Source organism: Acinetobacter sp. ANC_7588 (assembly GCF_056783995.1).
On the sequence record NZ_JBWYIU010000007.1, the window covers coordinates 92,914 to 114,869 of the forward strand.

The 21,956-nt window shown below is 39.3% G+C and carries 23 protein-coding genes; 9 read left to right on the plus strand and 14 right to left on the minus strand.

What is annotated here, in order from left to right:
• Positions 1-5: 5 nt before the first annotated feature.
• Complete coding sequence (gene dusA, locus AC1M9J_RS08325; RefSeq protein WP_481608969.1) at positions 6-1,016, minus strand: tRNA dihydrouridine(20/20a) synthase DusA; 1,011 nt, start codon at positions 1,014-1,016, stop codon at positions 6-8.
• A gap of 192 nt (positions 1,017-1,208) precedes the next feature.
• Here dusA and AC1M9J_RS08330 point away from each other — a divergent pair, with 192 nt between their 5' ends.
• Positions 1,209-1,475: a hypothetical protein gene (locus tag AC1M9J_RS08330; protein WP_481590401.1), complete on the plus strand. Its 267-nt coding sequence runs from the start codon at positions 1,209-1,211 to the stop codon at positions 1,473-1,475.
• A gap of 126 nt (positions 1,476-1,601) precedes the next feature.
• The gene (locus AC1M9J_RS08335) at positions 1,602-1,967 is read left to right on the plus strand and encodes a hypothetical protein (RefSeq protein ID WP_481608968.1); all 366 of its coding nucleotides are present in this window, start codon (positions 1,602-1,604) and stop codon (positions 1,965-1,967) included.
• Between the two features lie 177 nt (positions 1,968-2,144).
• Here AC1M9J_RS08335 and AC1M9J_RS08340 read toward each other — a convergent pair whose 3' ends face one another.
• From AC1M9J_RS08340 to AC1M9J_RS08365, 6 genes are all read right to left on the minus strand, one after another.
• The gene (locus AC1M9J_RS08340) at positions 2,145-2,621 is read right to left on the minus strand and encodes a transposase (protein WP_481596253.1); all 477 of its coding nucleotides are present in this window, start codon (positions 2,619-2,621) and stop codon (positions 2,145-2,147) included.
• A 28-nt stretch (positions 2,622-2,649) separates the two neighbouring features.
• The gene (locus tag AC1M9J_RS08345; protein WP_092768287.1) at positions 2,650-2,964 is read right to left on the minus strand and encodes a helix-turn-helix domain-containing protein; all 315 of its coding nucleotides are present in this window, start codon (positions 2,962-2,964) and stop codon (positions 2,650-2,652) included.
• A 150-nt stretch (positions 2,965-3,114) separates the two neighbouring features.
• A complete protein-coding gene (locus AC1M9J_RS08350; protein WP_481596254.1) occupies positions 3,115-3,594 on the minus strand; it encodes a GFA family protein in 480 nt (159 codons plus the stop codon).
• A gap of 170 nt (positions 3,595-3,764) precedes the next feature.
• Positions 3,765-4,919: a zinc-binding dehydrogenase gene (locus tag AC1M9J_RS08355; RefSeq protein WP_481952152.1), complete on the minus strand. Its 1,155-nt coding sequence runs from the start codon at positions 4,917-4,919 to the stop codon at positions 3,765-3,767.
• A 153-nt stretch (positions 4,920-5,072) separates the two neighbouring features.
• Entirely contained in the window at positions 5,073-6,275 is a 1,203-nt protein-coding gene (locus AC1M9J_RS08360) for an MFS transporter (protein WP_035265309.1), read from the minus strand.
• A complete protein-coding gene (locus AC1M9J_RS08365) occupies positions 6,268-6,720 on the minus strand; it encodes a RidA family protein (protein ID WP_481952153.1) in 453 nt (150 codons plus the stop codon). Before AC1M9J_RS08365 ends, AC1M9J_RS08360 begins: the two co-directional genes overlap by 8 nt.
• Positions 6,721-6,784: 64 nt before the next feature.
• Here AC1M9J_RS08365 and soxR point away from each other — a divergent pair, with 64 nt between their 5' ends.
• Positions 6,785-7,285 carry a redox-sensitive transcriptional activator SoxR gene (soxR, locus tag AC1M9J_RS08370; protein WP_035265311.1) on the plus strand — a complete coding sequence of 167 codons (501 nt, stop codon included), beginning with the start codon at positions 6,785-6,787 and terminating at the stop codon, positions 7,283-7,285.
• Between the two features lie 53 nt (positions 7,286-7,338).
• Here the strand turns inward: soxR and AC1M9J_RS08375 are convergent, their stop codons facing one another.
• Positions 7,339-8,262: a DMT family transporter gene (locus AC1M9J_RS08375; protein ID WP_481952154.1), complete on the minus strand. Its 924-nt coding sequence runs from the start codon at positions 8,260-8,262 to the stop codon at positions 7,339-7,341.
• Between the two features lie 797 nt (positions 8,263-9,059).
• Here AC1M9J_RS08375 and AC1M9J_RS08380 point away from each other — a divergent pair.
• From AC1M9J_RS08380 to AC1M9J_RS08390, 3 genes are read left to right on the plus strand one after another with little or no spacing between them, the layout of a single operon-like run.
• Complete coding sequence (locus tag AC1M9J_RS08380; RefSeq protein WP_035265315.1) at positions 9,060-10,187, plus strand: Re/Si-specific NAD(P)(+) transhydrogenase subunit alpha; 1,128 nt, start codon at positions 9,060-9,062, stop codon at positions 10,185-10,187.
• Positions 10,188-10,198: 11 nt separating this feature from the next.
• Positions 10,199-10,522 (plus strand): proton-translocating transhydrogenase family protein, encoded by a 324-nt coding sequence (locus tag AC1M9J_RS08385; protein WP_035265316.1) that lies wholly within the window; start codon positions 10,199-10,201, stop codon positions 10,520-10,522.
• A 3-nt stretch (positions 10,523-10,525) separates the two neighbouring features.
• Positions 10,526-11,971 carry an NAD(P)(+) transhydrogenase (Re/Si-specific) subunit beta gene (locus AC1M9J_RS08390; RefSeq protein ID WP_481952155.1) on the plus strand — a complete coding sequence of 482 codons (1,446 nt, stop codon included), beginning with the start codon at positions 10,526-10,528 and terminating at the stop codon, positions 11,969-11,971.
• A 42-nt stretch (positions 11,972-12,013) separates the two neighbouring features.
• On the opposite strand, the gene AC1M9J_RS08395 is transcribed toward AC1M9J_RS08390, so the two are convergent.
• The 6 genes from AC1M9J_RS08395 to AC1M9J_RS08420 all read right to left on the minus strand — a co-directional run bounded on the left by AC1M9J_RS08395 (position 12,014) and on the right by AC1M9J_RS08420 (position 18,642).
• Positions 12,014-12,631, minus strand: a complete 618-nt coding sequence (locus AC1M9J_RS08395) for a GNAT family N-acetyltransferase (RefSeq protein ID WP_481613244.1) — start codon at positions 12,629-12,631, stop codon at positions 12,014-12,016.
• A 103-nt stretch (positions 12,632-12,734) separates the two neighbouring features.
• Positions 12,735-13,142: a ribosome silencing factor gene (gene rsfS, locus AC1M9J_RS08400; protein WP_481610023.1), complete on the minus strand. Its 408-nt coding sequence runs from the start codon at positions 13,140-13,142 to the stop codon at positions 12,735-12,737.
• A gap of 99 nt (positions 13,143-13,241) precedes the next feature.
• Positions 13,242-14,015 (minus strand): hydroxypyruvate isomerase family protein, encoded by a 774-nt coding sequence (locus tag AC1M9J_RS08405; protein ID WP_481588703.1) that lies wholly within the window; start codon positions 14,013-14,015, stop codon positions 13,242-13,244.
• A gap of 12 nt (positions 14,016-14,027) precedes the next feature.
• On the minus strand, positions 14,028-14,903 hold the full coding sequence (locus AC1M9J_RS08410; protein WP_481590400.1) for an NAD(P)-dependent oxidoreductase: 876 nt from the start codon (positions 14,901-14,903) through the stop codon (positions 14,028-14,030).
• 35 nt (positions 14,904-14,938) lie between these two features.
• Positions 14,939-15,727: a crotonase/enoyl-CoA hydratase family protein gene (locus tag AC1M9J_RS08415; protein WP_092768311.1), complete on the minus strand. Its 789-nt coding sequence runs from the start codon at positions 15,725-15,727 to the stop codon at positions 14,939-14,941.
• A 110-nt stretch (positions 15,728-15,837) separates the two neighbouring features.
• Positions 15,838-18,642 (minus strand): GacS-like sensor histidine kinase, encoded by a 2,805-nt coding sequence (locus AC1M9J_RS08420; RefSeq protein ID WP_481607823.1) that lies wholly within the window; start codon positions 18,640-18,642, stop codon positions 15,838-15,840.
• Positions 18,643-18,793: 151 nt separating this feature from the next.
• Here AC1M9J_RS08420 and cysM point away from each other — a divergent pair, with 151 nt between their 5' ends.
• The 3 genes from cysM to rlmD are packed head-to-tail and all read left to right on the plus strand — an operon-like array spanning position 18,794 to position 21,929.
• Positions 18,794-19,714, plus strand: coding sequence for a cysteine synthase CysM (gene cysM / locus AC1M9J_RS08425; RefSeq protein ID WP_481588705.1), 921 nt, complete (start codon positions 18,794-18,796; stop codon positions 19,712-19,714).
• A gap of 16 nt (positions 19,715-19,730) precedes the next feature.
• The gene (locus tag AC1M9J_RS08430) at positions 19,731-20,552 is read left to right on the plus strand and encodes a 3'-5' exonuclease (protein WP_481952156.1); all 822 of its coding nucleotides are present in this window, start codon (positions 19,731-19,733) and stop codon (positions 20,550-20,552) included.
• Between the two features lie 9 nt (positions 20,553-20,561).
• Positions 20,562-21,929 carry a 23S rRNA (uracil(1939)-C(5))-methyltransferase RlmD gene (rlmD, locus tag AC1M9J_RS08435; RefSeq protein WP_092768317.1) on the plus strand — a complete coding sequence of 456 codons (1,368 nt, stop codon included), beginning with the start codon at positions 20,562-20,564 and terminating at the stop codon, positions 21,927-21,929.
• Positions 21,930-21,956 lie beyond the last annotated feature (27 nt).

Consider the following 21,956-nt stretch of genomic DNA (forward strand, 5'->3'; position numbering starts at 1 on the left):
TTGGTTTATTCAGCATTGATTTTTAAGCTTTCTTGTTCAGCATGTCTTTGAATGGCTTGTTGCATACCGATTAAGGCATTTTCAATATCTTTTAATGTTTTCGCGTTACCCCCGCTCAGGGCTTGTCGCCATTTTCGTGCACCAGGAAGGTTTTGAAATAAGCCTAAAATATGACGTGTAATCACTGAAAGTGGCGCACCATCAGCTAAACGTATTGCAATATATGGCATCATTTCCTGCATGATCTCAAAACGATCAGGTGCTGACAAATTCCATAATTGTCCTAGTTCAGCCAGTAGATAAGGATTGTGATAAGCCTCACGACCAATCATGACACCATCCACATGTTGTAAGTGTTGTTGAGTTTCAGCAAATGTTTTGATCCCACCATTGATTTCGATCAATAGTTCTGGGCGATCTTGCTTTAAACGATAGACATCTTCATAACGTAAAGGCGGAATGTCTCGATTCTCTTTTGGTGACAAACCTTGTAGTAAAGCAATGCGTGCATGCACGATAAAATTTTGACATCCCGTTTTTGCAACGGTATCGACAAAATGCAGCATCTCCTCATACGATTGCATATCATCGATGCCGATTCGGTGTTTTACCGTGACGGGAATATCAACTGCATTTTGCATTTCAGCAATACATTCAGCAACCAGCTCAGGCTCAGCCATGAGGCAAGCACCAATTTTATTGTTTTGAACACGATCACTAGGGCAACCAACATTTAAATTGATTTCATCATAGCCCCAATCTTGAGCCATTTTAGAACAGGTTGCGAGGTCTTTAGGATTTGATCCACCAAGCTGTAACACAATAGGGTGTTCTTCTTTGCTGTAATCTAAATGACGGGCTGCATCGCCAAATAAAATTGCGCCTGTGGTTACCATCTCGGTGTACATGATGATATTTGGATTGAATAGGCGTGCAAAAAAGCGGTAATCACGAGTCGTCCAATCCATCATGGGTGCGACGGAAATTCGAGGCTGTAAGGATTGGATATTGGACATGATAAAACCTAGATTTTGTAAATCGTGAAAAGCTCGGCATCTTACCATAATTTAAAAAATGGTTCATTGAGGAGGGGCATGAAACACTTGATAATTCAGGTAATATTAGACAGATACGCCCAGAATTTAATAATGGAACTAAAACACATTATTTATTTGATAAGAATGGGTAATATACTGGGAAATGGTGTTATGAAAATATTTTTATCAGATGTACAACAAGTATTCAGCGGCTTATTGACCCATAAAATCAGTCGAGAGGAAGCTGAAGAGTGGGCAAGAATAAGGATGAATGCGCTTGACCATAATGAATTGTTTTTTGATCCTCCTACTGAAGAGAAGCTTCTATGGAAAGCAATAATTTATTTGAGTGGTGTAGCTTTAAAAATATCACCTGAGGAATATATGGAAGATGATGATGGTATCAAAGAGATGTTTAATACTTATTGGTCAAAGTGATGTGGCGTCATGTATTAAACTGGACGGTATATTTAGCCAGACTTTGAGGAAGTTTAATACACTGCTTTATCTAATAGATGAAGGATGTGTGGATATGGGCTATGAAGCCAAATGTGGGTTTTCAAAATGATGAGTGGTTTTAAAAACCCAGGAGACTTTTTACTCATTTTGGCTTATTTTTTTATTTTTCAGGCTACATTGACTCTCTTTGGTTGGCAATTAAAAGAGAAAAGAGAAAAGATATTGAACTGGAATATTGTAATTGGCTCGCTTCCATTTGTACTCAGTATTGAATTGTTGTTTGATCACTATCAGAATTCATTTTTTGGGGAACTAACATTAATTCTCACTTATTTTTGTATATGTTTTGCTTTAAATACATTTTTTTGGATATTTAGTTTTTTATTTAAATTAAATCTACTTAAAATTAGATGGTATTTTTTTTCTTATATCAATGTTATAGGCGGTTGGATATTTTCAATATTAATTTAAATATTATCAGAAGCTTTGGCTTTTTTTATATAAATCTTTTTATATGAATAAATCTTTATTATAGGAGATATAATTTTTTATTTTAATTGATTTGAATCAGGCGGTTATGAATTATTGTTTGAAACAAAGCCTCTTGGTTATTATATTTTTTTGCTTGCTATAAATATTATGGTTCTTTCATAAATCATTTTTACTCAGTTCTAAATTATAAATCCCTGCGATTAAACTGAATCTTAATCCCAATCTTTTGCCACGGTTGCGATATCGCTCAGCAAGGATTTTGAAGGTTTTCAAAGTCCCAAATACATGCTCAATCCCAATTCTTCTTTTATTGATTTCTTGATTGTAAACTTTTAGCTCGGGATCTAGTTTACAGTACTTTTTTGCTTTTAATGGAAATATACTATTTGGATACACCGTATAAATCCCTTGATAGCCTTTATCTGCAAGGATAAAAGACCCTTTAGGAATTTGATTCATGTTGCGTTTGAAAAGCTCGAAATCATGTACAGCACCACAACTCGTGCATAAACTCAGAACTTGCTGTGTTCTATAATGGATAAGGGCTTGTACTTTGAAAGTATGAGCTTTCTTCTTACCACTATAGCTTTTCTTCTGTTTTTTTAGGTCTTTGTATTGGAATTTTTGTAGCATCTACGATCACTACATTCCAGTCGATACCTTAGCCTTCAGGCAAACTCTTGGGTAAATTAAATAGATTGGACTTGATCAGGCAATCCTCTACGTGGAGGACGATTCTTGAAGCAGTAGGCTCTGACATACCATAACTTGTTGCGACATGAAACAATGTTCGATATTCACGCCAATAACTTAAGCACAGAAGGATTTGATCTTCTACACTTAACTTAGATGGTCTACCTTTAGCAGGTACAAGCATTTTTAGCTGTTCAGCCATTAAATCAAAGGTTGACCATGAGATGCCTGTATATCGCTTAAAATGTGTTTCAGAAAGCTTCTTTGAGTCGATGTATTTCATTCGTAAATTATGTATGAATATTTAAAATTATTCGGTACAAATAATCAGTAAAGGATAGATCTTTTTTTGATTTATGAAAGAGATCTAATTTAAATTTTTCAATCATTGGTTTAAACAGTGTTCAAGTGAAGTCATATTTTATTAGTGATTTTATTTTAGGATTCTATTAGTTAACCCTTTTAAAATAAACTTAGCTGCTTGAGTTTGACTCTGGATAAAACCATTATATTTTGGCAAATTATCAGCTACATCTTGCACACGACGATGGTAAAAAATATGCATATTTTCAGGGGGAACTTGCGAGAAGTCTTTTAAGTTCCATTTAGGAATAAATACCAACTGATCTAATATTCCAAATTCAATAGAAGGGGAATGACATTGTTTGCATATCCCACGACGGATATTGGGTGGTGATTTCAAACGTTTAAAATTAGTCTGTTCAATATTTAAATCACAAACATCTTGTTTCAAGAATACTAAAACATCGGAAAATGCCTTACCTGTATATTCTTGGCAAACTTGGCAGTGACAAATAAAATGTGCGATAGGGGCATGAGAAAAGCGAAAAGTATTTGCGCCACAAGAACAACTTGCTTCAACATTGAAAGGCATGTGATTTAAATTTGACATAAAACTTCCTTGTTTAAGATCTATTCATAGATGAAATTAAAAATTTAAAGTTCGATTGAGTATCATGCAGGATGAATAAGGGACTCTGATCAAGTTTGAGCTCCATAGTAAAAAAATCGCTGAGCACTTATGTCGTATAGAACCTAAAGAATATTTAAAGTGCACTGATATCAGATCCGATCTTTTTTGGGGTCGACCAAAATTTTAGCGTGTTGTTCAGGATCACATAAGGCCTGAAAAGCATCTTTAACTCCTGCAAGACCTACAACGCCCGTTATCAGAGGAGAACAATCAATTTGACCTTCAGCGATCATATGGAGCGCATCTTTGAACTCAAGTGGCGTATAACCAATCACAAACTGGATTTCGATTTCTTTGTTTAAAGCCAAAGCGGGTTCGATACTGTCGGATTGCATACATACACCCACACCGATAATTTTAGAAAATAACGGCGCACCGTTAATAATCTGTTGAAGGATGCCTGGCATCCCGACACATTCAAAAATCACAGGACGTTTGGGTAAAGCACCTAATTTGTCAGCCACACGCCACGCATGCCACCATGGAATATGCATAGACTGAATCTTTTCAAAAATACCGATTCCATAGTTAATCGCTTCAGAAGCATCACCCAATAAACCGTATTCTTTCCAACTCTCAAAAGGCGATGATTGTTTAGGATCAATGACGACATCTGCGCCACAGAGTTGAGCCAGCCTACGGCGATTTGGTGAAAAGTCACTGGCAATAATTTTTTTCACACCAATCGCTTTGAGCATTAAAATGACACCTAAGCCTACTGGACCACAACCAATAACAATTGCGGGTTCTGATTTCTTTATTCTGCTCCGACGTACTGCATGTAAAGCTACCGCCATTGGCTCGGTCATTGCCGCAAGATCGGGATGTAATCCATTTGGCACCGCAAACATGAGTTGAGATTGCACCAAGATTTGTTCGGCATAACCACCAGAAGCTTGAGGGGAAAGACCAGTCGCTTGATAACCCCACTGATCAACTTTCAATAGTGGCATCGCACAAACTAAGGTATCTGTTTTAAATTTTTTTCTAGTTTTAGGACCATAATCTAGAATACGACCGCAAAATTCATGCCCCATGACAAAACGGTCTGTTGACTTTGCAACACCTTTTAGACCCACTTTAGCCGTAAGTTCATGCATGTGGTCACAACTATGTTGCATATGTAAATCACTGCCACAAATACCACATCGCACAACTTCTAATAAAGTTTGTCCTTGTGATGGTGTTAGATGGCTGACATCTTCAAGTGTTAATTCATTTTGATGACATACAACTGCTTTCATTCTTGTTCACGAATATTTTTTATAATGATAGTGAACAGTGTGTGTGATTACGCACAAGAGATACACAGCTTTAGAGGACTGAATGATGACTGCAGAGGCTAAATTAGTGAAAAAGCCTCCATTTATAGAGGCTTAACATGCATATTTTATGAGTTAGCTGAGTTGGGTTCGATGATAACGTTGATCCACTAGCGTGAATAGTGCTGTACAACTGACCAAGATTAATCCTACGATACACGCCATTGCCCATCCACCATGATCCCAAGCATAAATTCCTAGCGCGGAACCACTTGCGCCACCAATAAAATAGCTGGTCATATAAAGTGAATTTACACGAGATTTAGCATCCGGTCTTAAATTAAAAATCACATTCTGGTTGCTACTATGCACCAATGCTAGACCGAGATTCATCAGTCCAAAACCGATGATATAGCAACTTAAATAGAATGCACCTAAATAAAGGAATATCCATGCGCTACCTAGGATTAAAATGCCAAACCAAGTGATTTGTTTGACGTAACCACGGTCGGCGATCTTACCAATTTTCTTGGTGGACAAGGCGCCAAATACGCCAACCAAAGTGACTAAACCCACCATGACATCTTCAAGAGAAAAAGAGGATTTAAGTAAAATAGAAATGGTCGAGAAGAGGATGCTCATCGTTGCAAATGCAAAGGCACCAATGATAGAGCGATAGATTAAACGAGGCTCTTCTTTAAGTAGCAACCCCATGGATTTAAATACAGCAAAATAACTAATTTTAGAGCTAGGAATATAAGGCAGACGAATATTAAGTACCACAGCGACCATTAACATCAAAATTCCACTGACGATATAAATGAGCTGCCAATTAAATAAGTTGGATAACAAACCAGCTAAACTGGTCGAAATCAAAATACCCACCAATAATCCGCTCATCAGTAACCCGACAACTTCGCCTGTTCGTTCTGGTCGAACCGCCATCGTGGCAAACGGAATCAAAATTTGTGCTGCAACCGAGAAAAGCCCAGTGATAATTGTGCCAGCCCATAACATATAAAGGTTGAGCGAAAAAGCACAAATAAATAATCCCACTGCTGCAAAGAACATTAAAAATGGGATTAATTTCGTTTTATTGAGAATATCACCAAGTGGTACGATAAAAAGCAGTCCGACAGCATAAGAGACTTGAGCCAAAGTAACAGTTAATGCTACATCTGTTGCAGGGGCATTAAAGTAAAGTTGAACAGAGTGAATTAAGGGCTGCGAATAATAATTAGCGCCTGCACAAATACCACAAGCAATGGCCATCAACCAAAGTAAAGCAGTGTCATTCGTGATGTCTTTTTTATTTAAATCGTCAAGATCGTTATACATGAATAAATGGCTCAGTGGATGAGGAGCAGTAAGCTGTGGCTTCGATTTCAATTTGCATGGCGTCTAATGCCAAGCGAGACACAGGGATTAGTGTGCATGCTGGGAAATTTTGATCTTTCCATATTGTATTCATTTTCAGATTTAAGAGGTGATGTTTTTGTTGGTCAAAATTGACAATCAAAACGCTTAGAACGGCAATGTTATAAAAGTCGATATGTGCATAGCTGAGAGCGATTTTGAGATTTTCGAAGACTTGGTTGAGTTGTTCTGAATAATCAGTGGAATAATGTCCTTCGGCATTTTCACCACCTTGACCTGATATATGAACGACTGTGTTGAAGTGTTTGACCTCACAGATGTGGCTATATCCAAATTGCCTTGGGGAATAAAGCTGAGGTGGATTTTTAGTGGTTAAACTAAACGTTGGCTTATTTGGTTTTGTCATTCTATCTTCTCTGGATTAAGCTTAGAAAAGAATTATGAAAGCTCAACTTAACTTGAGGTCAAGCATGGAAGAACAAAAATTACAACAGTGGCTCAGTATAGGCGCGTTAGCTGCTCGAAGTGGTGTATCGGTCGCAGCACTCAGATTTTATGAAGACAAAGCTCTTATTTGGAGTGTGCGGACGGAAGGAAATCAACGGCGATATCCACGATATATGCTGAGAAGGATTGCCATCATCAAAGTGGCACAGCAGGTTGGGATTTCACTCTCTGAAGTGAAGCAAGCATTTAACATACTCCCTAAGAATAAAACCGCGACTAAATCAGATTGGACCGCATTATCGAGTGCATGGCAAAAAATTTTAGATCAAAAAATCTTAAATATGCTTCAACTTCGTCAACAACTGGATTGGTGCATTGGTTGTGGGTGCTTATCTTTAACTGAATGCCCACTAAGAAATGAAAATGATCAAATGGGGTCTACATCGTCGGGTTCCCACTTTGTTCCACTCGACATTAAATTTGACGATGATCAAGGGAAAATAGAAATTCACTATGAAGACTAAGCTTGATCGTGAAGCATTATTTTGAAATTTGAACTGTGAGGTTAATGTTGTCTTTATTTCAGTTTAGTTTTGGAAAGCGTAATCATCATCACACCCAATATATTCAGCGCACAACCAAACCATTGAATCATATTCATTGATTCCCCTAAAAAGATAGTTGCCAATATAATGGTCAGAATTGGACCAAGTGAACCAATCATGGCTGTTTGAGAAGCACCTAAACGAGCAATACTTTGCGCAATGAGAATAGTTGGAATCACCGTTACCCCAATGCCTAATGCAACACCATATCCGATTACTTCCATGGGTTGTTCAAGGATATTGGATACAGGGCTTGGCTGAGCAATAAAATAGTGAAGAATCGTCCCTAAGCAGGCGATAGACATCGCTAAGCCCGTAAAATTCCACGATCCAAATTTTTGAATTAATTTTGGAGTCATCAATAGATAACTCGCAAAGCAAATCGCGCTTGCGAAAACTAAACTCACACCTAGCCAAAAATTACTTTCATGAGGCACATTGCTTTGTTCTTGGAGCATCACCATAAGCGTGCCGCCATAACTTAGTCCAATTGCAAAAATAGTCTTCAGTGAAAGAGGATGTTTGAAAATTACACTTGATGCAATTACTGTCATGGTGGGATATAGAAATAGGATAATACGCTCCAAAGAGGCACTGATGTACATCAGACTCATAAAATCGAGCCAACTTGAAAAATAATATCCAATCAAACCAGCAACGAGGAGTAGGGCCCAATCCTGCGCTGAAAATCCACGATTATGGTTTCGGTTCAACCAACAAATAAAAAGAAAAACGGGTAAGGCACTGAGCATCCTTAAGGCAACCAGCAATGTTGCATCAACATCTTCAGAAACTGCATAAACTTGTTTGATTAAGATCGCTTTACTACTAAACAAGAATGCTGCCAACAGCGCACATAAACTCCCTAACTGAGTGGGAGTCAGCTTAAGTACCATAAATGTTAAAAATCAATTTTAAATAATGAAAGTATAAGCCAATCTTCATTGTAAGCTCTAAAATTCAATCTCTAATTTTCGCTAAATCACCTACCTAGCGACATAAGAAGTTTTGATTTTTTGTTTAAATGCATCATTGTGGTGCGTAATATGAAAAAAACAGTGGTCTATCAACCCAAAAAATACATCAAAAAAATATTTCAAATTTTTTTTGCACGGTTTGTAAGCATTCTTTTCAAGAAGCTGTCATCTTGTATTTCATCTTTAAGCCAAAATCTAAGCCCAATGTGTAAACCAAGATTTATCTAAATTTTGTCTTATTTATAATTTTTAAGAATGTCGTGAGAATTTGAATCGATTAGTCTGATTTTTTGTCAATTCGGCAAATTGAGATTTATGAGAATGAAAGAAGCAACTAAAATTGTGACATGCACGGCGCTTTAACACAATCAAAAGGGATAAAAAGAAAGCTAAAAAATGTCAGAATGATCAAAGCTTAATAAAGTCAAGCTCCCTATACTGACGATAAATTAGAAAAAAGTTTCTTTTTTGTTAAAAAATGGATCGAAAATTGAACGAATCTGGAACTATTTTTTATGAAAATGATAGATCAAATACCATGAAATTTTGTGATGATCGTGAATCATGAGTTCAAAATGAGGGTATTTATTAAATAAATATTGGGTGGTAATTTAAAAAAGTTCAATTAGAATCCAAAAAATTCACATGAATACATCCAGGGGTATATCGCAGGAATGCGATATCTACTTTAAGAAAAATTAGCTTGAGGAATGCTCATGCAGATCGGAATCCCTACCGAAACTGTAGTTGGTGAAAGTCGTGTAGCTGCGACACCAGAAACAGTAAAGAAGTTAATTGGTGCTGGTCACAGTGTCGTTATCCAACGTAATGCAGGTGTTAAAGCTGCTTATATTGATAGTGCCTATGAACAGGTTGGTGCAAAAATTGTTGATGATGCTTATACCGGCAGTCAATTGGTTTTAAAAGTTCGCGCACCTAAAGGCGAAGAAATACAAAAATTAGCCCCAAACACCACAGTGGTTGCGATGTTTGATCCGTACCGTAATACGGAACTTGATCAATTCGCTGCTCAGCAAGTGTCTGCATTTGCACTTGAGTTATTACCACGTACGTTATCTCGTGCCCAAAATATGGACGTGTTGTCATCACAAGCAAACTTGGCAGGTTATAAATCTGTGCTTCTTGCGGCGGCAGAGTACCAACGTATGTTCCCAATGTTAATGACAGCGGCGGGTACGGTTAAACCAGCTCGTGTAGTCATTATGGGTGTTGGTGTAGCAGGCTTACAAGCGATTGCAACAGCCAAACGTTTAGGTGCTATTGTTGAAGCGACAGACTTACGTCCAACAGCCAAAGATCAAGTTGAATCTTTAGGCGGTAAATGGTTAGACGTACCAATGTCAGCAGAAGAGCAAGCGCGTGCCGATGAAGCTGCAAAAAATGGTTATGGTTGGATGCCTGGTGAACAATATATTAAAGACCAAGCTGCAATTGTAGACAAAGCGGTATCGAATGCTGACATCGTGATCACGACGGCGCTTTTACCAGGTCGTGATGCACCGCGCTTAATTAAAGCTGAAACAGTTGCCAAAATGAAACCAGGTTCAGTCATCCTCGATATGGCAGTTGAAACTGGCGGTAACGTTGAAGGCTCAAAATGCGGTGAAACTGTTGTGACTGATAATGGCGTGAAAATTTTGGGTATTCCAAATATTCCAGCGACCGTTTCTACAGAAGCTTCAGCGCTATATGCACGTAACGTTTATAACTTTGTTGAAACGCTTTTTGATCAAGATAAAAACTACAGCATTAATCAAGAAGATGAAATCCAAAAAGCATTGCTTGTCACTCATGGTGGTCAAGTGCTGTTGAAGCGTGGTTAAGGAGACTGATCATGGTTGAAACTATTACAATTTTTGTCCTCGCAATCTTCGTAGGTTATTACGTTGTTTGGGGAGTGACACCTGCGCTTCACACGCCGCTGATGGCCGTAACGAATGCATTGTCTTCAATTATTATTGTCGGTGCGATGATCCAAACTGTTGGTCTACCTGTTATGGGTGTTGAGGGGGCTGTTGATTTTCAAACCATCAATGTGGTGAGTGTATTAGGTGCGATCGCTGTTTTCTTAGCAAGCATTAATATTTTCGGTGGCTTCGCTGTAACCGCTCGTATGCTTGAAATGTTTAAGCCAAAGCAAAAGAAAAAAGAGGGTTAATACATGGAATTTATTCGTGAGTATGCGGATTGGTTTTACCTAATCGGTGCCGTTCTTTTTATCTTAACTTTGCGTGGCTTGTCTGGTCCTAAGACAGCAATTGCAGGTAACCGTTACGGTATGATTGCAATGGCAATCGCCGTGTTAACAACTTTCTTTGTTGCTGATAATCCTGTGGTATGGATGATTGTCGGTGCAATGGTATTGGGTGCGATTGTTGGTATTGCTCGAGCTCGTACAGTGCCTATGACACAAATGCCAGAAACAGTTGCTCTCATGCACTCACTCGTGGGTCTTGCTGCAGTGTTGATTGCGATCGCTGCAATTATTCACAACAACAAGCTCGTCGAGCTTGGGCCAGACTTACTGGCTGCAAATGGTGTGAACTTCCATGAAATGAGTCGCGTACATTTATTCGAATTATTCGTAGGATGTTTCGTTGGTGCCATTACATTCACTGCATCGGTATTTGCTTATGGTAAATTGGCGGCAAAGAAATGGGCAAAAACGATTTCAGGTGCATGGGTTAAACCTGTTCAAGCTTTGATTTTTATTGCGATGCTAGCAGCAGGGATTCACTTCTTCTTGACGGGTAACATGACCTCGTTCTGGGCAATGACAGCACTTGCTTTAGCCTTTGGTTGGGTATGGATTGCGCCTGTTGGTGGTGGTGATATGCCAGTTGTGGTGTCTTTGCTTAACTCATTCTCTGGATGGGCGGCAGCAGGGATTGGTTTTACGCTTGAAAACAACATGTTAATTGTTGCAGGTTCGCTTGTAGGTTCGTCAGGTGCAATTCTGTCTTATATTATGTGTAAAGCAATGAACCGTTCAATCATCAACGTATTGTTTGGTGGTGCAATGGGTGGTGCTGCAGCACCGACAGCATCAGCTGGTGCAGCAGTTCAACGCAACTACCGTTCTGGTTCTGCTGACGATGCTGGTTTCTTAATGTCAAATGCAGACAGTGTTGTAATTGTACCGGGTTATGGTATGGCGCAAGGTCGTGCTCAAAATGCGGTGAAAGAGCTTGCAAATTTATTGAAAGAGCAAGGTGTAACTGTACGTTTTGCGATTCACCCAGTGGCAGGTCGTATGCCTGGTCACATGAACGTCCTTTTAGCTGAAGCAGATGTTCCGTACGAAGACATCTTAGAGATGGATGAGATTAACTCAGACTTCCCAGCAACAGATGTGGTGTTGGTCATCGGTGCGAATGACGTCGTTAACCCTGCAGCGAAAGATGATCCAAACTCGCCAATTTATGGTATGCCTATTCTTGAAGCACATAAAGCTCGTACCATTATGGTGATCAAGCGCTCTATGGCGACAGGTTATGCGGGTCTTGATAATGACTTGTTCTATAACGACAAAACAATGATGATCTTTGGTGATGCGAAGAAAGTTGTTGAAGATATGACGAAAGCCATTAATGGTACAGGTCACTAATTTATAGAATGTTTTAAAAAAAACCACCTTCGGGTGGTTTTTTTATTTTTCATGTGTAGGTTTTCGCCACATTCCCCAAATTTCAGGTGCATCGTAGGGCAGATCGCGAAGGTGAAAGATCACTTCAAATCCATAATGACGATAGAGTCCAACATTGCTTGGTGTTGCAGTTTCTAAATAACATGGGATACCGTGTTGATCGCTCTTTGTGAGAATAGGTGTTAAGACTTTGCTGGCTAAGCCTTGTCCTTGGTGGTCAGGACTTACACCTATGAGTTGTAAATAATAATGCGCCTCACTGGGATGATGTTTCTGCACCAGATTAATGATGTGAATAAATTTCACCAGTTGTCTTAAACCGATAATCTTCGTTAATTGAGGGAGTAGTTTAACCTGCTGAATGAGGTTTAAATCCCACTGATTTGGCGGAATCCAAAGTGCAGCAACTGAGCGATCGGGATTGGTATAGACTTCATCATATGGTTGAGCGATATCTTTCAATTGAATACTAAAGAATTGCTCAAGTTTTGCATGTTTTTGTTGGAAACTCAGTTTTTCAGCTTGGATCGCCCAGTTGCAAAACTCTTCGTTCCAAAAGGATTGCTTTAATGTTTCTACCAATGCATCGTGATCTGTTCTTGTGGCTTTTATCATGGTCATATCAAGGTAAACCAAATTAGTGAGTTCTTTTTTGTTGGCTTTATTGTTATTAATATAAAATGCAAAGTATAAAAAAGCGACCAAGAAGGTCGCTTTAATATGTTTATGCTACAGACTCTGTAGTTGAAGCATTACGCCATAAGTTTTCTAAATCATAAAACTTACGTGCTGTAGGTAACATCAGATGTACTACAACAGCGCCAAGATCAACAAGGATCCATTCTGCATCGCTTTCGCCTTCAATACCGATAGGGCGAAAACCTGCTTTACGTGCTTCATCAGCGACGTTGTTTGCAAGCGCTTTCACGTGACGTGTAGAAGTACCTGAAGCAATGACAATTGCATCTGCAACATTGCTCACTTCGCTAACATCAATCGTTGTGATTTCTTTTGCTTTAACGTCAAGCAATGCTTCTTGAACAACTTTTAAGCAAGCTTGAACGTCTTGTTTTGGAGAATTCAAAGAGAGTTCGTGAGAATTAGAAGCGCCGGGCGATGGTTCTAAATTCATGAGAAGTGTATTTTCCTGACTATAACTCATCTTTTACTATAGCGCTTTCTGCTTGAAAATTCAAACTTTGAACAAATTTTATACCACAATATGATGATATTAAAGAAGTTTATTTTTCCATTCGAAAGAATCTGTTGAATGAGATTGGGGGCGATATTCGGCTGCGACAAATCCTTCATACATGCTATTTGCAATGCATTCAAAAATAGCGGGATAGTCAATTATCCCTGTGAGTGGTTCATGGCGACCTGGTACATCTGCAAATTGGATATGCCCAATGTGTTGCATATTTTCTTTGAGTGACAGAATCAGGTCTTCTTGCATTCTAGCCATGTGATAGCAATCGAATTGCATTTTTAGAGCTGGATGATTGACGTCTTTCAGTAACTCTTTGGCTTGATGCATTGTTTGAATCATGAAGTTGGGCATATCAAAGCCATTAATCATCTCAAAAACGGGTTGAATCCCATGCGCTGTGAAGATCTCGCTGACAAATTTAAGATTTGAGACTAAGGTTTCATAGCAGACCTGATATTCAACATTATCTGGTTGCTTGCCAGCCAAAATATTCACTCGAGGTATATTGAGTGAGCATGCATATTCAATCGCTAAGTCAACAGCTTGTTTAAATTCATCAGTTTTACTTGGGATACTTGCTAATCCGCATCCGCCTTGCATTAAATCTCCGGCAGGAACGTTGATGAGACACAAGCTAAGTTGATGTTCATTAAGTTCATGCTGAATTTGCTCAATACTCAGCTCATATGGAAATTGAATTTCTACATGTTGGAACCCATATTCAGCAGCCAGCGCAAAGCGTTCAATGAGTGGAACTTCTGTAAAGATCATCGATAAATTAACAGCGAGCTTCATATTGAATGCGACCTATTTATTGTTTTGTTCAACTTGCAGAATGACTGAGGCAAGGTCTGATTCAGAAAAGCCATTGGATTGATGCGCTTTCAATTGTTCTAAGGCTTGTTGAGCGACAGGAATATTAAGGTCAAATTGTCGAGCCAAACTCAAGGCGTTATTTAAATCTTTAGACAGGGTCTGAACTTTCCATTGCACAGGCTCAAACTCATGCGTTGCCATACGTGGTGTTAAAATTTGAAAAGGTTTAGAGTCGGCGAATCCACCTGCTAAGGCAGGTGCAAGCAGTTGAGTATCAACACCCGCCTGATCTGCTAAAGCAACAGCTTCTGCGATGAGTGTGCTATTTGCAGCAACGATGAGTTGATTACAAATTTTGGTGGCTTGTCCTGTTCCAGTTCCACCCATACAGGTTACACGTTGTGAAAGAACTTGATACATTGGTTGTAAAGATTCGATGATGCTCGATGGTCCGCCAGCAAAAATAACTAAACTGCCATTTTCAGCACCAGCTGTTCCACCTGACACAGGAGAATCTATCCAATGCGCTGATTTAGCAGTTGCACGTTGTGCAAGATTTTTAGTTTTATCCACAGATAGACTCGAGAAGTCCACAATAATCTGCTCGGGTTGAATCAGTGATTCAATTTGAGAAAAAACAGCCTCTACCGCATTGTCATCGGCTAAACAAGTTAGGATCAGATCAAATTGTGCTATCTCAGAGAGTTGAAGGGGATGTGCCCCAAGCTGGATTAACGGCTCACATGCGTTGGGGCTTCTGTTCCAGACAGCAGTGTAAAACCCAGCCTGTATCAATCGAGTCGCCATTCTGCTACCCATTAAACCCATACCTAAGAATGCGATTTTAGTTTGACCGTTAATCATTATTGAAGCTAATCCCTGATCTAAGTTTGAAAACCAATTTATTTGAATTGACGTGGTAGAAATTCCAAATCTGGATTTTTATCTTTTTTACGCGCAATTTGACTGTTTTTGCCAAGGAGTAATTTGAGTTGCCAAATTTTCTCAAGACGAAGTGATTTTTTGGGTGCGTGTTCCATCGCATCTAAGACTTGTTTTACTGCAGCTAAGGCATCAGGTGAGCGCTGCAACATTTCGTCGGCAAGCTGTTGAGCTTTTTGCATCGGCGCGTTATCAACATGTGTGATCAATCCAATTTCTTTGGCATATTGACCATCAAATACACGTGCTGTTAATGATAATTCTTTGGCTAGGTCGACTCCAATAATACCTTTGATTGAGCGTGTTAACCCCATATCTGGAACTAAGCCCCAACGGGTTTCCATAATCGACATTTGGGTGTTGGGGTGAGCAATTCGAATATCAGCCGCTAAAGCCAATTGCATACCTGCACCGAAGCAATACCCTTCAATAGCTGCAATGACTGGAACTGGGAGTTCTTGCCAGATTAAAAAAGCTTTTTGAAATAGACTTTGACCAGGCTTAATGAGTTCCCATGCGGCATAAGCACGATTTTGTGGATTATTCAGGTCTGTTAAATCAATACCTGCACTAAATACGTTGGCTTCACCAGTGAGAATCACACAGCGGATAGTACGATCAGATTTAATTTTTTTTGCGACTTGCACCAACTCTTTCAAAAGTTGAAAGCTCATCGCGTTACGTTTGTCGGGACGATTCAGAAAAACCGTCGCAATTCCATTATTTTTTTCTACACGTATTACAGCCATTATTGTGACTCGAGTTTATTGTTCCTTGTTTTAAGCATAACATGTCCAAAATAGACTGTCGTGACAGTAGAGTCATCACGTATTGCCTAATACAGTGCGTTGATCGTCTATTAATGATTCAAAATAGACTCGGCTGCTTCTTTTACTTGTACAATCGCATCTTTTAATTCATCCAGTCGTTTCATCACATTTTCAATAAATTGCTCATCTGCTTTTCTACGCTCTTTACGCAGCGTTGAAACGAACTGTTCAAATTCACCTGTGATGCTTTGTAAATTCGGAGTGCCGACGTAGCGTGTTGCCCCATACAAACGGTGTAATACATGTTCGAGCTGCGGATAATCTTCAAGTTCGATGAGTTGTTCTATTTCAGCAAGTTCATTCGGGAAGCTGTCCACCAGCATCTTCAATAAATCTTGTGCTAAGTCTTCTTTATTCGCTGCCAATTGAACGCACTGTTTCCAATCTAAAACCTGATGATCTAAGGTTTCGATACGTAAAGTTTTTTCTTGGGATTTAATTGGATGAATAAACTTATCACTGCTCCAATGGGTCAGAATTTGAATAATCTGATCCATTTGGATTGGTTTGGTGACATAGTCATCCATGCCGACTTTAAGTAATTTTTGTTTCTCATCTGCTAAAGCATGTGCTGTGAGTGCAATGATTGGTGTGTGACGTCCCTCGATGGTGGATTCTAACGATCTGATCGCACGAGTCGTATCGATGCCAGACATCACTGGCATTTGAATGTCCATAAATATCAGATCAAACGGCTTTTCATCATTTTGAATCTGTTGTTGTAAAATTTGTAGTGCCTCTTGTCCACTTTGCGCTTTAGTTGTTTGAACATTAATTTCGCCGAGCAAAGCTTCTAAAACGATTAAGTTTGGTAGATGATCGTCTACTGCAAGCACATGTAAATTAAGGGCTTTAAAGTTATCATGAGGTTCTACTTCAAATATTGGCTGATTTTCCAAAAGCTGAATTAATGATGAACGGCTCAGAGGTTGATACAGTGGTCTCGCTTTGTATTCATTCAACATGTTGAGGTCGAGCGCCATCTGATAGCCATATACGGCTAAGTGACCTTGATAACGTCCGCGAATCTCTTTTAATAAAGCCTCTGGATCACCACTGTGATCTACAATCAACCACGTATTTTCAGGTTGATGTGTCAAACCATTTAGACGGCTGAATAAATCTAGAATGGATTGAGCTTCTGTGTGTTCAACACCATAATTTTCTAAATAATGACGTAAAACATTCGCAGTTGCAGGGTGGGCTAAATAGGAGATGACACGCATGTCATGGAATTGCGGATGAATAATTTCATATTCATCAACCGCAAATTTCGCAGTAAACCAGAATGTTGAACCCTTTTCAGTTGGGGCGCGTTCTTGGTTATCTTCAAAGCCAATTTGGCCATGCATCAGATTAACCAATTGTTTTGAGATTGCTAAGCCTAAACCTGTGCCACCAAATTGACGAGTGACGGAAGCATCGCCTTGAGAAAAAGATTCAAATAACCGTTTCCGATCTGTACCACTTAATCCAATACCACTATCTTGAACACTGAAATGTAATAGGCAATGTTCTAGATCGTCATGCTCCATGCGAACACGTACAATAATTTCACCATCAGGGGTGAATTTAATGGCATTTGAAATCAGGTTAGTCAAAATCTGTTTACAACGTAAAGCATCGCCAATCACATACTTTGGAATGTTATCGGCATAGTAGAAGGCCATGTCGATATTTTTTTGGGCGGCTAATGGCGACAACATGTCCATAACATCGAAGATCGCTTCTTCTAAATCAAATGATGCGGTTTCTAATTCAAGTTTACCGGCATCAATTTTTGAAAAGTCCAAGACGTCATTGATCAGTGCTAAAAGATGTGCTGATGATTTGCGAATCGTTTGCAAATACAGGCTTTGATCATTGCTGAGATTCTCTTGGCGCAATAACAAGTGAATAAAACCATCGATACTATTCAGCGGGGTACGCAACTCATGACTGATATTGGCAAGAAAAACAGATTTTGCCTGATTGGATGAAATGGCCTGATCGCGTGCTTGTTTATAAGTAATATTTTGCACTTCAAGTGTATCAAGCGTACGTCTTAAATCGTCTTCGGTCTGCTCGGTATGTTCCTTCAGCTCTAAAAAGCTGAAATGTAGACGCTTCACGACATTCGCAATATCACGTTGGAGTAACCTTAACTCGCCAGTACTATTGATGACCATGTGTTGGTCGAGTGTGTCTGCATTGAGTCGCTGTAATTGCATACGTATTTCGTACATAGGTGCAATCCAACGTCGTGAATAAAAGTTCAAGCACAGTAATAAGAGTAAAAGTGTCAACAAACCCGTCGTGATCAGTACAATGAAAACACGATATTGAGAGATGGCGAGAGGTTGATTATCTAGCTCGATAACAAGCCATTTTTTACTTTGATCAGGCGTATTTAATGCTAAGCCATAAATATGATTATGTTGATCTTTAATCGGACCAAATGTTTGTACATTGGTCGGGAAGCTAGGCCAAGGTTTTTCATTGCGATAGCCTAACCCAAAATAAGGTTTTTGTTGTTGGTCTAGGACTGCGACACTGAGTAAATACTTTTCATTAAACATCTTTTGTAAGATGCTTTTAGCGCGGTCTTGTTGCGCTTGTGAGGGGTTTTTTTCAAGCGCAATAAGTAGGTTTTCTGTCGTGTATTTATAACGACTTAAAATTGCATTTGCGGCAAAGCGTTGTTCTGATTTTGCGGAATTAGACGTTTCTGTGAGTACCAGTGCAGAGCCGACGCTTGCCAGTACCGCAATGGGTACAAAAATGAGGGCAATCAATTGCCCATAAGCATGGTTTAGTTTTAAGCGATTGAAGATTTTTTTATTCAAATTCGACATGTGCAGAGTGACTCATTCCCCATGTTGGGCATATTAGCACGCTTTAAAAAAATGATGGTGCTTTAATCACCCTCATTAAAAAGCCTTTGAAATTGATGCAGTGAGATACTTTTTTTCATACAATACCTGCACCTCAATATGGGTGCAAATAATGAGTAATACACAAGTAGATTTTCAATCAGACGATTTTTTATTAGACCACTATGTGGGTAAAACCCCATTGGTTAGGTTACAGCGTCTGGCAAGTCATACTCAAGCGACTGTATTGGCAAAACTGGAAGGTAATAATCCAGCGGGCTCTGTCAAAGATCGCCCAGCATATAACATGATCATGCAAGCTGAAAAACGTGGTGACATTAAGCCAGGTGATACGCTGATCGAAGCGACTAGCGGTAACACAGGTATTGCATTAGCCATGGTTGCGGCAATGCGTGGCTATAAAATGAAATTGATTATGCCTGCAAGCTCGAGTCAAGAGCGCAAAGATGCAATGCGTGCGTATGGTGCTGAGCTTATTGAATCCGAGAATATGGAAGAAGCTCGTGATATCGCATTGCAAATGGAAAAAGATGGTCTAGGTTTAGTACTCAATCAATTTGGTAATCCAGACAATGTCCAAGCACACTATTTGACAACTGGTCCAGAAATTTGGCAACAAACTGGCGGTAAAATTACGCATTTTGTAAGTTCGATGGGAACAACGGGAACCATCATGGGGATTTCAAAATACCTCAAAGAACAAAATCCAAATATTCAAATTATTGGTCTACAGCCATCTGAAGGGTCGAATATTGCAGGTATTCGCCGTTGGCCTCAAGAATATTTACCGACGATTTTTGATGCTTCTCGTGTTGATCAAATTATGGATATTCCACAAATTGAAGCTGAAAAAATGGCTCGTCAATTGGCACGTAAGGAAGGAATTAGTGCTGGTACTTCTTCTGGTGGTGCAGTTTGGGCATCAATAAAAATCGCTGAACAACATCCTAGTGCTGTGATTGCATGTATCGTGTGTGATCGTGGTGATCGTTATCTCTCTACGGGGTTATTCTCTGTAGAAGATGAACAATAAATTCGAGTAAATCTATATGCGCTTACCTGTTTTAGTGTTTGATATTGAAACATTGACCGATCTTAAATCAGGAGCGCATCTATATGGCTTAGATTTACCAGAAGATAGTATTGAACAAGCGCTGAGTAAGTTAAGACGTCAAGAAGCGGGCACTGACTTTCAGCGAATTGCTTTGCATGAAATTGTCTGTATTTCAGGACTATGGATTGATGAAAAGGCGGGAATGAAATTATTTTCATTCAGTCGTGAACATTATTCAGAACCTGAAATTTTACAAAAATTTCTATCAATTTTTGATAAACGTAATCCGACTTTAGTCAGTTGGAATGGCTCCCAATTTGATCTGCCTGTTATTATGTATAGAGCAATGTATCATGGGTTGTCTGCGCCAAGTCTGTTTGATCAAGGCGAAATTGATACACAAAAGCGCTATAATAACTACCAGAATCGTTACCATCATCGTCATATTGATTTGATGGATTTTATGGCAATGTTTAATGCGCGTCACTTCCAAAAACTGGATGATGTCGCCTATATGCTCGGTTACCCGGGTAAGCGCGGAACACCAGGTTATTTTATCCCTGAATATGTTCGTAACAATAATTGGATAGAATTAACCAGTTATTGTGAAGGGGATGTTTTAAACACATGGTTAGTCTATCTGCGCTATGTATTGTTAAAAGGACAGATTTTGCCTGAAGATCATCGTCTCTGGATTCAAGCGACGATTCATTATCTTCAAGGTCAACCACAGCAAACAGAATTTTTGCGTATTTGGCAAGAAACTGCTGAAAAAACTGACTTCACCGCTTCGGATTTTAAATCAACTCAACATTAGGTTATCTCTTTGAAACAACGTGCCGCACATCGCTCATCTCAACTTCCTCGTTATACATTTACAGTTGAGAGACTTTCACACGAAGGGCGAGGGATCGCACATTTTCAAGGACAGGAACATCCTCAAGACAAATTGGGTAAAAAGGTCTTTATTCGTTTTGCACTGCCAGGAGAAACAGTAGAAGCTCAAATTACCCATCAGGCAAAAAAATTAGAAGAAGCTGATTGTGTGCAGTTGATTGGGGCGCCGAGTCCAATTCGTACACAGCCAGTTTGTCCACATTTTGGAAAATGTGGAGGCTGTAATATGCAGCACATAAAATTAGATGAACAAATTCGTTTAAAACAATCAGTTTTAGAGTCGCATCTCACCCACTTTGCAGGTGCTCTTCCAGAGTCGTGGCTAGAACCATTGCGTTCGACACGTGAAGATTATCGTCACAAGGCTCGTATTGGCGTTCGCTACATTGCTAAAAAAAATAAATTAGTCATGGGTTTTCGTGAGGCTCAATCTAATCAGCTTACTGAAATTAAAACCTGCAAAATTTTAGATGCAGAGCTAGATGCTGCGTTACCTCACCTCAAGGTACTCCTTGAAAATCTAAAAGCAAAAGCAGATATAGGTCATATCGAATTGGCGAAAGGAGATCAAGAGGTTGCACTTTTGATACGTCATACCAACAAATTACTGCAAAATGATGTCAACCAACTGCGTGAATTTGCGTTAGAAAGATCATGGCAGCTTTATTTGCAACCAGCTGGTGTAAGTAGTGTTCATCGTGCGGATGGTGACCTATCTGAGCGATTACATTACTCACTACCGGATTTTAACGTGACGTTTGGATTTAAACCGACTGACTTTACTCAGGTTAACCCCACCATTAATCCACAAATGGTGAAGCTGGCATGTGAATTGCTTGACCTGAGCGGAAATGAGCGTGTTCTTGATTTATTCTGTGGTTTAGGGAATTTCTCATTGCCACTTGCACGTTCTGTAACACGGGGTGAGGTCGTCGCGGTGGAGGGAAGTGAGGAAATGGTGATGCGTGGGACAGAAAATGCACTGAAAAACGGCATCACAAACGTAAAATTTTATGCTCAGGATTTAACGCAAGATTTTTCGCAACATTCTTGGGCAAATCAAGGGTTCGATGCACTCTTAATAGACCCTCCACGCGCTGGAGCTGAAGAAATTATGCACTATGTGCCAAATTTTGGTGCAAAAAAAATCGTCTATGTTTCCTGTAATCCTGCTACATTAGCACGTGATACAGGGATTTTAGTACAACATGGTTATCAGTTGAAGAAAGCTGGTGTGATGGATATGTTCAGTCATACAGGCCATGTTGAATCTATTGCTTTATTTGAAAAAAGCTAGTGCTAAGTGTTGATTTAATAAAATGAA